Annotated in this window: 8 protein-coding genes; 4 read left to right on the top strand and 4 right to left on the bottom strand. The window is 54.8% G+C overall.

From position 1 onward, the window contains the following. Nucleotides 1-2,764, top strand: a 2,764-nt coding sequence (locus tag KK078_RS14500; RefSeq protein WP_254091001.1) for a S41 family peptidase, incomplete at its 5' end; no start/stop codon positions are given. 59 nt (nt 2,765-2,823) lie between these two features. Here the strand turns inward: KK078_RS14500 and KK078_RS14495 are convergent. From KK078_RS14495 to KK078_RS14485, 3 genes are all read right to left on the bottom strand, one after another. Then, on the bottom strand, nt 2,824-6,297 hold the full coding sequence (locus KK078_RS14495; RefSeq protein WP_254091000.1) for a tetratricopeptide repeat protein: 3,474 nt from the start codon (nt 6,295-6,297) through the stop codon (nt 2,824-2,826). A gap of 358 nt (nt 6,298-6,655) precedes the next feature. Then, complete coding sequence (locus KK078_RS14490) at nt 6,656-7,459, bottom strand: anti-sigma factor (RefSeq protein WP_254090999.1); 804 nt, start codon at nt 7,457-7,459, stop codon at nt 6,656-6,658. After that, on the bottom strand, nt 7,456-7,944 hold the full coding sequence (locus KK078_RS14485) for an RNA polymerase sigma factor (RefSeq protein ID WP_254091004.1): 489 nt from the start codon (nt 7,942-7,944) through the stop codon (nt 7,456-7,458). Before KK078_RS14485 ends, KK078_RS14490 begins: the two co-directional genes overlap by 4 nt. A 435-nt stretch (nt 7,945-8,379) precedes the next feature. Here KK078_RS14485 and KK078_RS14480 point away from each other — a divergent pair, with 435 nt between their 5' ends. Both KK078_RS14480 and KK078_RS14475 read left to right on the top strand, forming a co-directional pair. Beyond that, entirely contained in the window at nt 8,380-8,718 is a 339-nt protein-coding gene (locus tag KK078_RS14480) for a PadR family transcriptional regulator (protein WP_254090998.1), read from the top strand. Continuing rightward, a complete protein-coding gene (locus KK078_RS14475; RefSeq protein ID WP_254090997.1) occupies nt 8,715-11,387 on the top strand; it encodes an ABC transporter permease in 2,673 nt (890 codons plus the stop codon). Before KK078_RS14480 ends, KK078_RS14475 begins: the two co-directional genes overlap by 4 nt. A gap of 2 nt (nt 11,388-11,389) precedes the next feature. Here KK078_RS14475 and KK078_RS14470 read toward each other — a convergent pair whose 3' ends face one another. Further along, nucleotides 11,390-11,833: an Lrp/AsnC family transcriptional regulator gene (locus KK078_RS14470; protein WP_254090996.1), complete on the bottom strand. Its 444-nt coding sequence runs from the start codon at nt 11,831-11,833 to the stop codon at nt 11,390-11,392. Nucleotides 11,834-12,051: 218 nt separating this feature from the next. On the opposite strand from KK078_RS14470, the gene KK078_RS14465 reads away from it, so the two are divergent. Further along, nucleotides 12,052-13,242: an NIPSNAP family protein gene (locus tag KK078_RS14465; RefSeq protein WP_254090995.1), complete on the top strand. Its 1,191-nt coding sequence runs from the start codon at nt 12,052-12,054 to the stop codon at nt 13,240-13,242. Nucleotides 13,243-13,490: the final 248 nt, after the last annotated feature.

Here is a 13,490-nt window from a genome sequence, read left to right as displayed (position 1 = left end):
CACCTTCCGCTCGCAGATCGGCCGCAACTGGAAACGCTACCGCGGTGGCTGGAACGCCGAGATCCACCTCTTCAACCTCGAAACGCTCGCCTCTGAAAATATTTCGGCCACCACCGACGCCGCCGACGAGCTGCCCATGTGGCACGGCGCCAGCCTCTATTTTCTGACAGACCGTGGCCCCGAGAACCGCATGAACCTGTGGGAGTACAACACCACCACCAAGGTGTTCAGCCAACTGACCCACTACACGGACTACGACATCCATTTCCCGTCGCTCGGCCCCGAAGATATTGTGTTCGAGCAAGGTGGCAAACTGTTTCTGTTCAACCTGACGTCGCGCAAGGCCCAGGAGGTGAAAGTATCCGTTGTAACGGACGGGTTGGCGCTGAAGCCTACGATTCAAACTGTCGGTGATCCGCAGCACGCCTTCATTTCACCGGACGCCAAACGCGTGCTGGTGGAAGCTCGGGGTGAAATTTTTAGCGTACCAGCCGAAGATGGCTTCGTCAAGAACCTGACCCAAAGCGCCGGCGTGGCCGAGCGTTACCCTTCCTGGTCGCCCGACGGCAAGTATATAGCCTACTGGAGCGACCGCTCCGGCGAATATGAGCTCACGCTGCGTGAAACGAAGAGCGATGCTACCGAGCGCAAGCTGACCGCCTACGGTGCCGGTTTCCGCTATAAATTGTACTGGTCGCCCGATAGCAAGAAGGTTGCGTTTATCGACAAGGCCATGCGGATCAAGATCTATGACGTAACGACCAACCAGACCGTCGAAGCCGATCACGGCCTGCGCATGATGCACTACGATCTGGAAGACTTTACAGCCAACTGGTCTTCTGACAGCCGCTGGCTGGCGTTCGACCACGACCTGGTCAATGGTCACCGGGGTGTGTTCCTCTTTGATTATACCAATCGTAAGCTCACGGCCGTTACAGGGGGGTATTACACTGCCACCAAGCCGGTGTTCGATCCTGAAGGTAAATACCTGTACCTGCTGACGAACCAGTTCTTCCAGCCGGTGTACAGTGACATCGACAACACCTTTGTATACCCCAACAGCACCAAGATCGCGGCGATCTCGTTGAAGAAAAGCACGCCGTCGCCGCTGGCGCCGAAGAACGATGTCGTCGATGTGAAGGCAGATGATGCTGCTGAGTCGAAAGGCAAAGAAGACAAAAAGAAAAAGGGGAAAGAAGATAAGAAGGAAGAGTCGAAGGACGACAAGGTCGCCAAAGTAGAGATCGACCTGGACGGACTCGAGTCGCGCATGGTGCTGCTGCCGATGAACCCGGGCAACTATGGCAGCCTGGGCGCGATGAAAGGCAAAGTGGTATACCACCAGATGCCGAATACCGGCGCCGAAGGTCAAAGCAAGCCACTGAAATATTTCGATCTCGAGAAACGCGAGCAGAAAACTTTCAGCGACCAGGTGGACTGGTATCAGATTGCGGCCAATGAAAACAAGATCCTGATTGCAAAAGACGGCAACTTGTATATCATCAAGGCAGAGGAGAACCAGTCGGCCGATAAGGCATTGCGTTTGTCGGAGATGCAGATGTTTGTCGATCCGCGCGAAGAGTGGAAACAGATCTTAGTAGATGCGTGGCGCCTCGAGCGCGACTATTTCTACGACCCCACCATGCACGGTGTAAACTGGGCGGCCGTAAAAGATCAATACCTCAAGATGCTGACCGGCGCGCTGACACGCGAGGAGGTGAACTATATCCTGGGTGAGATGATCGGTGAGCTGAACGCGTCGCACACCTATAAAGGTGGTGGCGCGGAAGAGAATTCCAAGCACCTCTCGGTGGGCTACCTGGGCATCGACTGGCAGGCGGACGGCGCTTCTTACAAGGTGAGGAAGATCATCCGTGGTGCCGCGTGGGATGCAGAAGTACGTTCGCCGCTGGACATGCCCGGTGTGGAGATCAAGGAAGGAAATTATATCCTGGCCGTAAATGGCGTGAAACTTACCACGGCATTGGATCCGTATGCGGCCTTCCAGGGCCTGGCGGGTAAAGCAGTGGAGATCACGTATAATACTACTGCATCGCTTACCGGTGCGAAGACTGCTGTGGTAGAGACATTGTTTGACGAGTCGCGCTTGCGTCACCTGGCGTGGATCGAGCAGAATCGTAAGCGCGTGGAAGATGCTACCGGCGGTGCTGCCGGCTATGTCTATGTGCGCAGCACGGGTGTTGATGGACAGAACGAATTGATCCGTCAGTTCAATGCCCAGATGGATAAGAAGTCGCTCATCATTGACGAGCGCTTTAACAACGGCGGCCAGATTCCCGACCGGTTTATCGAGCTCCTGAACCGTCCGCCGCTGGTGTTCTGGGCGATCCGTGATGGTGCCAGCTGGCCGTGGCCGCCCGCGGGTAACTTTGGCCCCAAGGTAATGCTGATCAATGGTTGGAGCGGTAGCGGGGGCGATGCGTTCCCGGATTACTTCCGCAAGGCGGGACTCGGTCCGCTGATTGGCGCCCGTACATGGGGTGGTCTGATCGGTATCAGCGGCGTGCCTGGATTGATCGACGGCGGCGGCGTGACGGTACCGACGTTCCGGATGTATAATATCGATGGAACCTGGTTTAAAGAAGGGCATGGGGTTGATCCGGATATTGCCGTGCCGGAAGATCTGACGCAGGGCGCGAAGGGAGTGGATACGCAGCTGGAACGCGGTATCACGGAAATACAGGCACAGTTGAAGACAAAAGGATTTACCGTGCCGAAGGTGCCGGCGTACGAGGTGCGATGATATATTAGCATATAAAATAAAAAAGAGCAGCTCCAGAAGCTGCTCTTTTTATTTATGTACTACTTGCAATACTGATCTATTTGGAAGCGGGCCTTCGCATCGCCCAACTCGACAGCCTTGCGCCAGTCGAAGCAGGCTTTTTCTTTGTCGCTCAACTGGTAGTGGAAGTTGCCGCGTTGTTTATAGTAGGCGGCGTTTTTGGGGTCGAGCTTGATGGCTTCGTCCAGGTCGCCGATGCCGGCGCCGTAGTCTTCGAGCTCGCCTTTGCAGTTGCCGCGGTTGTAATGGGCGATGGCGTCATCGGGTTTGAGCTGGATCACTTTGTTGTAATCCAGTATAGCGCCTTCAAAGTCGTCGATGGTTTCTTTGATGTAGCCGCGGTTGAAGAGAGCGTCGACGTTTTTAGGATCGAGGTCGATGGCTTTATTCAAGGCCAGCACTGCGGACTTGTTGTCTTCCAGGGCCAGGTGGGCGCGGGCCTTGTTGATGTATAGTGTTACCGAGTTTTCGCCGGCCTTTTGGGCATTGTCGAAATCGCTGACGGCGGCTTCGTATTCCGTGGCTTCGAGCTCCATCAGGCCACGGCGCAGGTAGGCGTCTTTATCTTTTACACCGGCGTTGATGAGCTTGTCGTAGTAGTCGCGGGCAGGGGCGTAGCGGTTGGAGGCGTAGTAGCCGTCGGCCAGCAATTTAAATAGCTCGGGGCCTGGTTTTTCGGTGAGCTTTTCGATCTCGCGGTAGTCTTTTACACCGGCGTCGAAGCGGTTGAGCTTGTAGTACGCCTGCGCGCGGTTTTCGTAGGCCTTGAGGTAGTCGCCGCGGCGCTCGATGGCTTCGGTGAAGTCGATGATGGACTGCTGGTAGTTTTCCTGGTTGAAGTAGGCTTTGCCGCGGTTGTTAAACAGCACGGGGTCTTTCAGGCCCAGGCTGATGGCTTGGGTATAATCCTGAATGGCGGCGGCCAGGTTGTTTGCCTTGAACCGGACGTCGCCACGGTGGTAGTAGGCGGTGGCCAGCTTGGGGTCTCTTTCGATGGCCATGTTGTAGTCGCTCAGGGCCCCGTCGGTGTTTTGGGCGTCGTACTTACAGTAGCCGCGCATGTCGTACGCCAGGGCTGTGCCGCTGCCGGTGGTGATCGCTTTCTCGAGGTCGGGCAGTGCGCCTTTGAAGTCGCGCTGGTAGTATTTCGCGGCACCCCGGCGCAAGAAGAGGTTCGTGTCGTTGTTGCCGCCGGCGATGGCCTTGTCCAGATCGGGGATCGCCTTTTCGTAGTCTTTCAATTCAAACAAGGCATTGCCGCGGGCGACATAGATCGCCGCATCCTTGCTGCCGGCTTGCTCGGCTTTGGTTAGCTCGGGCACGGCGCCTTCGTAGTCTTTGATGGCGTATTTCGACAGGCCCAGCGTGGTAAGCTCATCGGCGCCGGCTTCGTTGCGCGCTACGACCACGGCCAGGTCGGTGATGACGCTGGCGTATTCTTTCAGTTGGTAGCGTGCGGCGGCGCGGTTCTTCAGGGCTGTGGTATAATCTTTCTTCAGGCCCAGGGCGCGGTCGAAGTCGGGAATGGATTCGCGTACGTTGCCGGCCAGGAGCTTGGCCTTACCGCGGTTATTATAAACGATCTCGTCGTTGGCGCCGTTGGCGATGGCTTTGTCGTACGCGGCGATGGCGCCGGCGTAGTTGCTTTGTTTGAAACGGGCGTTACCGAGCTGGTAGTAGATGTCCTTGTTTTTGGTGTCGAGGCTGGCTGCTTTCTCGAGGTGGGGCAACGCTTCTTTGTCTTTTTGCTGCGCCATGTATGACAGAGCAAGCGCTTCGTAGGCCGCCAGGTCGGCTTTGCCTTTGGCGACCGTCTTCTCGAGGTCTATCACCGTGGCGGTATAATCTTTTTGCTGGAACGAAGCTTTGCCGCGTTTCAGGTATATATCGTCTTCTTTTTCGCCGGCGGTCTCTGCTGCGGTGAGGGCTTCGATCGTGCCTTTGTAGTCGTTGGCATCAAAGCGCAGGTAGCCGGTATAGAGCAATACCTTGCCATCTTTCACACCGGCCTGGATCGCTTTTTCGAGATAGGGTTTGGCGGCGTCTTTCTTCGCGATCAGGTAGTTCGCCGTGCCGAGCATCTTCAGTATGTCGGGTGTTTCTCCGTCGCCTTTTGCCTTTTCCAGATCCGCTACAGCGCCTGCATAGTCTTTCAATGCATACCTGGCGGTGCCGCGGTTGAGGTATGCTTTGGTATAGGCCGGGTTGAGCTGAATGGCTTTGTCGAAGTCGGGTACGGCGCCGGCGTTGTCGTTGATGTTGAGCTTGGCTTTGCCGCGGTTGTTATAGAGGATGGCGTCGTTGGTGCCGAGCTTCACGGCATTGTCGTAATACCGAATGGCGCCGCCGAAGTCGCTTTTGAGGAACTTAATGTCGCCGAGGTTCTTAAAGGCGTCGGCATCTTGCGCGCCGAGGGATACGGCTTTCTCCAGGTCGGCGAGGGCTTTGTCGTAGTCTTTTTGCGCGAACTCCGACTGGCCTTTGTACAGCATCACCTCTTTGGTGGTGGCGCCCGCATTCACGGCACGGCTAAGCGACTCGATCGCGCCGGCGTATTCTTTGTTCTTATACTGGCATGTACCCAGTTGTGTGAACACATCTTTATCGGTTACACCCATGGCCACTGCGGCCGACAGGCTTTGCGTGGCTTGCGCGCAGTCGCCCGTAGCCGCGGCGCTGAGGCCGAGCATGCGGGATACCTCTTTATCTTTTACGCCCTTGGCGGCGACTTTGCTCAGCGCCTCGACGGTGCCTTTGTAGTCTTGCAGGGTATACTTGGCGGTGCCTACCTTTTGGTAGATCTCGGTGTCGGTGCGACCGCCGGCTAGCATCTTTTCAAAGTCGGCGATGGCGCCTTTCCAGTCTTGCAGGAGGTAGCGTGTCTCGGCGCGGTTCTCGAGGGCTTTGTCATAACCGGCCCGCAGCTCGAGGGCTTTGTCGAAGTCGGGGAGCGCGCCTTTGTAATCTTTCAGGATAAACTTGGCCTTGCCGCGGTTGTTGTAGAGAATGGCGTCGGCTTTGCCGGTGGCGATGGCTTTGTTGTAGCTGGTGACGGCATCCTGGTAGCTCTCCATGCGAAACTTGCCGTTGCCCAGGTTGGCAAACGTGTCGAAGCTGCTGGCGCCCATGGTCACGGCCTTTTCGAGGTCGGTTACGGCACCCTGGTAGTCGTTGAGGTTGTAGCGTGCGTTGCCGCGAAGCTCGAACAGCTCTACGGTATTGATGCGGGCCTTGACGGCTTCGTCGAAGTCGGCTTTGGCTTTTTCGTATTCTTTGAGGTTGTAGTACGCCACGCCACGCTTCAGGTATACTTCCTTATTGGCGAAGTTGCTATTGATCAGCTGCGTGAACTGCAGGGCAGCGTCGTTGTTGTCGCCGGCCTTCAGCTTTTTCAGCGAGGCTTCCCACTGCACTTGCTGGAGGGAATCGGTTTTCTGGGCGAGGGACGTGAGGCTGATAAACAGAAGCGCGGCGGCCAGTTGGAATGCTCTCATGGGGTAGATCAAAAAGTTGTTCCTAAGAACAAAGTTATTAAATCCTGCCATTCACGAGGCCATCGTTTAAGCCTTCCATCCGGTCACCTGGCTCCTGTAATAAAAAGTGCAATACAGAAGAAAGAGAGGGTCTTTCCGCTGTATCCAGAGAGGGTCTCTGAATGCTTCGAGAGGGTCTCTGACATCCAGAGGGTCTTCCTTTTTGCGAGCGATCTCATCGGGCTCGTATGGATGTGCTACATACGAGACCCGCCGGTTTCCCGGATTTGACTCTTGTACAATTTTCTGTGATTTTTTTGAACACGACTACGCCAAGGCTTCATCGTGCGGGCAACAAAAGGCCCTGCAGGCGCTGATTTCAGCCTTTTTCGACCGGACCGGCCACTTGCATGGTTTCCAGGGTGGGGGCGGGCTTGCCGCCGCGCGGCTCGACGGTCACGGCAAAAAGTGTCGCGCCGCGGCCGATCTCCTTCATTTTGAGCAGCTCGCCGGCATCTCCGCCATCAAATACCCCCGCATCTACCGGCTTGCCGTCGATGATGGCCCAGAGCTGATACTGGTTTTCCCGGGTCAGGTGCTGCAGCTCGTGCACGCTGAGGTACACCTCGCGGGTGTCTTCATTCCAATACACATACGCCAGGGACGCGGGGGCATGGGATGTACCTTTCAGGGCTACACGTTTAAAGGCCGGGTTTTGAATGATGTGGATGTCGCGCTCGATCTTGTCGAGCCGCTGGTTGACCTGGTTGTAGTCGCTGGCCACGCGTTGGCTTTGCGCGATCCGCTCGGTCAGCTCGCCTTGCGTGCGCTTCCACTTGTCGTAATAATTGTACGCCAGATAGGACGACACCAGGGCGACCGTTACAGACGCGGCGGCGGCGAACTTCCACATCCGGGCCTCGGACGACGGCATCGACACACCCTTGGCGGCCGGCGGCTGGCCGTCGATCCGGGCAAAAAGCGCAGCCTTGACAGCGTTGCGTGGTGTGATCGCGGTGCGTTGCAGCAGTTTTTCCTGTACGGCCTCGATCTGGTCAAGCTCTGTTCTAAGCTCAGGATGGCCGGCCAGGTGGTGTTCCACCTCACGGCGCTCCGGCTCAGAGAGCTCTCCCAAAGCGTATGCTTCCAGGATGCCGGACGATATGTATTCGTGTTTGTTCACGTCGTTGTCACGCCGAGCGTTATTCGTAGCTGTTGCATGGCCAGGCGCAGGCGCGTCTTGACCGTTCCCAGCGGTATATCAAATTCGTCTGCCAATTCCGATTGTGTATATCCTTTCAGATACAGATGCTCCACGATGAAGTGTTGCTCCCGGGGGAGATCTTTCAGAATGTCTTTGACACCGATGCTGTCGACGCGTTGTTCGATGTACTCTTCGTTGTCGATCTTACTTACGACATTTTGGATGTCATCGGTTTTTCGGTCTTTGCTTATTTCGCGCGAGCGGGTCTTGTCAATGGCCTGATTGCGTGCAACGTTGAGGAGCCAGGTGAAAAGTTTGCCTTTGGAAGCGTCGTAGTGATCGAACTTATCCCAGATTTTCAGAAATACGTCCTGCAAGACCTCTTCGGCCACAGCTTCTTTTTTTATAATACGGAAAATGGCGCCATAGAGTGCTGCCGAGTAGTGATCGTATAAATATTCCAGTGCGGTGCGGTCTTTTGCATGCAGGCGCCGGACCAGCTCGACTTCTGTGATATGATTGCGAAAAGTGTCTATAGAGGAGGGCGTTTCCTGTGAAAGTAATGAAAGAAAGGAGAATTAAAAAAGCCCAGACGGTCTGCCGGAGGCCGTTTTCGGCGTGTTGAAGCCTGGGTGGCAAACGGGAGCAAAGCGTGCAACCCTGGACGGATGTGCGGGTCTTTGTTATGCTTTACCTGAATCTTGCCGTAACGAAACCCCGGCCTCCAGGCAGTACGTGAACACCGGGAGTGGACGGCCGGTTGTGGGAAAAGGTGTTATGAATCCGGACAAGCGACGGATGCCCGTGGGTGTAAAGTGTTGGTTTTTGTGCTAAAAACGCTGTTTTTCGTCTGGCAAACTATTTGGTCAGCAAAAATGGAATTAATACCTGTTTTGCTGATGAAACGTGTTTATCTCGGAGAGTTTGAAGAGATCGTTTTGCTGGTCGTAGGCATGCTTGAAGGCGAGGCCTATGGCGTACAGATCGCCCATGAGATTTTACAACAGACGCAGCGTGCCGTGCGCCTGAACCAGGTACATGCGTCGTTGCAACGCCTGGAGGAAAAGGGCATGGTCACATCGGTTATGGGCGACCCCACGCCCGAGCGTGGCGGGCGGCGCAAGCGGCTCTTTCAGGTGACGGCGTACGGACGTCAGACGCTGCACGATATACAGGCGGTACGCGCCACGTTGTGGCGCCTGCTGCCGGCTTCTCTCAAAACATTACCGTCCGTATGAATCAAGCCTCTAAAACTCCGTCACCTCCTGCCTGGGCTACACGCCTGCTGCGTTGGTATTGTTCGCCGCACAAGCTGGAAGAGATCGAAGGCGACCTGCAGGAGGAATTTATGTATCAGGTATCGCGTGTTGGTTTGCGGCGTGCGCGCCGCGACTATATACGCCATGTGCTGGGCTTTATGCGGCCCTTTGCCATCAAACGAAAACCATCTACACCGTCTGCTTCTCTTTTTACTATGAGCCTGTACAAACATTACATCCTGGTGGCCCTGCGCAATATGCTGCGTCACCAGATCTTTTCAGGTATTAACGTGCTCGGCCTGGCCCTGGGCATGACCTGCTGTCTGTTTATTTTCCTGTGGGTGCAGGACGAGCGCCGCGTCGACAACTTCCACGCCAACGGCGACAACCTGTATACGCTGTATTACACGCAGACGGCTCACGGTGAAACAACAGGCGGCTATGCTATCCCGTATTTTACATTTTCCGATAGTGAGAAACCCCGCCGCGATGCGACACTGGCAGAAGAAATACTGGCAGAGATACCCGGTATACAATATGCTACGCCTTACGTCACTTCGTACGAGCGGCCGTGGGGACATCCCATGACCTTTCAGGTGGGAGAGACCATTCACAAGCTGCAAGGCGCGTCGGCCATGTCTGATTTTTTAAAGATGTTTAGTTTTTCCATTATAGCGGGTGACCGTGAAACGCCGTTGCGTGACGTGAGCAGTATTGCCGTATCGCGCAAGATGGCACGGATGTTCTTCGACAGTCCCGAGGCGGCCATTGGAAAGAGTATACGGTATGAAGATGTGCGTGATTTTGTGATCACGGCTGTGTTTGAAGATGTGCCGCAACAAAGCTCGTTGCAGTTTGATTACCTGCTCAACTGGGAGGTAACGCGCACAGGCGTCATCGAGTTCTCGGATAACAAATGGGCCACCTATGTACAACTGCAGCCTGGTACCGATGCGGCCCAGGTGGAAGCAAAGGTCCGTGACTTCCTGGAGCGCCGGAAGCCCGAGAAGGCAGAGTTTACCGTGACCCTGGGCATGCAGCCGTTTCGTAATCAGTACCTTGTATCGAATTTTGTAAACGGTGTGCCGCGTGGCGGGCGCATCGAGTACGTGCGCATCTTTACCGGCGTGGCGATCTTTATCCTGCTCATCGCCTGCATCAACTTCATGAACCTGGCCACGGCACGTTCGCTGAAGCGGGCGAAGGAGGTGGGCGTGCGCAAAGTGGTGGGTAGTACGCGGTCGCATCTTATCGCGCAGTTCTTTGGTGAGTCTGTGCTGTTGTCTTTCCTGGCGTTGGCATGCTCGCTGCTGATCGTGCATGTGCTGTTGCCTGGCTTTAATACCTATACCGGTAAACAAATCGAATCTCCCTTTGATACGCCGGCGTCATGGGCCTTTGTTATCGGGTTGATGATGGTGACAGGATTGGCGGCGGGTAGCTACCCCGCATTGTTCCTGTCGTCGTTGAAGCCGGCGCGGATCTTAAAAGGTATACTTCGTTTTTCGCCCGGCGCTACACGCTTTCGAAAAGGGCTGACCGTCTTTCAGTTTGCCCTGTCGATCATACTCGTGATCGCGACGCTGGTGGTGTCGCAACAGACGCACTATGTGCAGACCCGCAACCTGGGGTATAACAAAGAGAATTTACTCTATATGCACATCGAGGGCGAGTTGAGTAAGTTCGAGAAGTATGTTGCCTTCAAGGCACAGGCGTTAAGTATGCCGGGCATCGCCATGGTGGACCGCAGCAGCGAGGCGCCCCATGCCATGGGTTTTGTGACCGCCGAGCCTATTCATTGGGAAGGACAGCAGGAAGGCGAGGAGGTGGGGTTCAAACCTACATCTGTGGGGTTTGATTTTATTCGCCTTATGGACCTGAAGCTGGCGGACGGCCGCGACTTCTCGCGCGGTAACGCTACCGATTCGGCCGATGCCTTCCTGGTGAACGAGGAAGCGGTGCGACAGATGAATATGAAGGACCCGCTGGGCAAATGGGTGTCGGCCTGGCAGAAGAAGGGGCACATCATTGGCATCCTGAAAGATTACCATACCCATTCGTTGCACGAGCCGATCAAGCCGTTGATCATCGATGTGAAGGAGTATGAATACTTTGGTGTGATCATCGTGCGGACGGAGCCGGGCAAAACGCGCGAGGCGATCGCCAGCCTGGAGAACCTATACCGCGAAATCAATCCGCACTACCCGTTTGCGTACCAGTTCTTAGACCAGGAGTATGCCAAGCTTTATCAGAGCGAGGAGATCATTACGCGCTTGTCCAGCACCTTTGCCCTGCTGGCGATCGCGATCTCGTGCCTGGGGCTGCTGGGGCTGGTCATGTATTCGGCCGAACAGCGTACCAAGGAGATCGGTATCCGCAAGGTGTTAGGTGCGCGGGTCAGTCACATCGTCGGGCTGTTGACCACAGACTTCCTGATGCTGGTTTTGATCGCCTTTGTTGTCGCCGCGCCGGTGGCAGGATATTTTATGTGGCAGTGGTTGCAGCAGTTTGCCTTCCGTATAGACTTATCGTGGTGGATCTTTGCGCTGGCCGGTGGTTTAGCGCTGATGGTGGCGTGCCTCACCATCGCGGTACAGGCGCTGCGATCGGCTACGGCGAATCCGGTGAAGTCGCTGCGGAGCGAATAGCCTCACGGCATTTGCAGCGTTCGGGGAAAGGTATTTCCCGACAGGATCAGCGAGGTGGTCGTGTCGCCCACGCGTCCGAGCTCTATGAGCAGTGCTTCGAGCTCTTTCGTGGTGGCCACGACCACTTTCAACAACATGCAGTTTTCGCCGGTGACGGCATGCCACTCTACGATCTGTGGAATCTTATCGATCTTCCGTACCATCTCGGTATGCTTCATGGCTCCGGCCTTGAAGTGGACAAACACTTTCACCGTCAGGTTTAGTTTGTCATAATCAATAACGGGCTGGTAGCCTTGTATAACGCCGTCTTCTTCCATCCGCAGAATGCGTTCGGCCACGGCCGGTGCGGAGAGCCCGACCCTGCGACCAATCTCGGCGTTTGAGATACGCGCATTTTTTTGCAGCTCCTGCAGAATCTTCCAGTTCAGTTCGTCGAATGTTCGCATAGCACAAGATGCTTAAAAACTTTGAAACGAAAGTAAACGCTTTGTAATTCAATCGAAACGAAACCTGTGGTTCGAATCGCTTGCTCCATCTTTGGGATTTACTACACGCACCTTTGGCTATGTATATTCCCCGTCTGGCAGTACAGTCATTTGCATACATCGCGGTATTCCTGTCCATGGGTGTACAAGCACAAACATCCAACCTTCATTCCTTATCTATGACAAACGTTACGCTTGTGCCACACGGCGCACTGACGGTTACACCCACCGCTACGTCCTCAGCCGACGACTTTGATTTTCTGATCGGACGATGGGTTATTCAAAACCGGAAACTCAAAGCACGGTTGAGCAACAGCCATGAATGGGATACGTTCGAGGCTACGGGTACTCTGCGGAAGGTGTTGCACGGACGGGGTAACATTGATGATTTTATCACAGCATTTGATGGAAAGCCTTTTGAAGGAATGGCCTTGCGAATCTTTGATCCGGCTACAAAGCTGTGGAGTATTTATTGGTCGGATACTCATCGGGGTACGCTCGACAAACCCGTCGTGGGTTCTTTTGATGGCGACATCGGTCGTTTTTATTGTCGCGATACGTACGAGGGCAAAGATATAGTGGTCATGTTTCAATGGGACAAGACCGACCTTGCCAAACCCGTGTGGAGCCAGGCGTTTTCAGCCGATAATGGCAGGACCTGGGAGTGGAACTGGTATATGTATTTCAGCCGGCCGGCGCAGCAGATAACGTTTCGGGAACCCATACGGGTGTTGGAGCTGCGCAACTACCAGATGCAACCCGACATGACGCAGCGTTTTGTACAGTACTTCAGCGACCACTTTGTCGGCACACAACAGGCCCAGGGGGCCATGCTGCCGGGTATATTTACGGTACAGGGGGAAGCCGACAGGTTTTTCTGGATGCGGGGGTTCGGTGATATGGCATCGCGACTGTCTTATTTGCAGAACTTCTACGGTGGTCCTGTGTGGAAGGGGTATGGCCGGGAGGCGAACAGTATGATGATCGACTCCGATCAAGTGCATTTATTGCGGCCGTGGCGGGATGACGGAGTAGGGGATGCTGCGTTGGGCGATGGTCGTTATGCCTTTGTGGTGATTGATTATTACCATGCCAAAGAAGGAAAGCGGGATGCGTTATTGCAGGCGTTGACGAATGTGTATAGTGCAAAGATGAAAGAACAGGGTGTGCTGGTGTCGCTGTGGGTAACGGAGATGCAGACGAACGATTTTCCCCGGCTGCCAGTGATTCAAGAGAAGGATCTGGTCGTTACTATTTCATTATTTTTAAAGGAAGGCGATTACGTGGAGGGAGCACTGAATCAGGCGGAAGTCGAAAAGTATGCTATAAGAAAAGAAACGGTGACGCTTGATCGGGTGCTAAATCGGTAACAAAAAATACACCCCTGGCAGGGCATGAATCGCCAATATGCTATATTGAGCGGACGACAATGATATAGACGAGAAGCAACGTGTGCTGGCTACTCCCTCCGATATGATGGAGATTGAGAAGGACTCAAAATCGTTGTGGAGTTTTGACATCGTTGCATACGAGTTGAATACCCTGCACGTCCTAAAATCCTTCCCGTATGAATACTCGCAGGTGAGCGAGTGGGATCCCTTCGATTCGAATTTACTCT

The organism is Dawidia soli (assembly GCF_018598185.1).
In the GTDB taxonomy this organism is placed as follows: domain Bacteria; phylum Bacteroidota; class Bacteroidia; order Cytophagales; family Cyclobacteriaceae; genus Ohtaekwangia; species Ohtaekwangia soli.
This window is presented reverse-complemented; position numbering and strand designations above follow the sequence as displayed.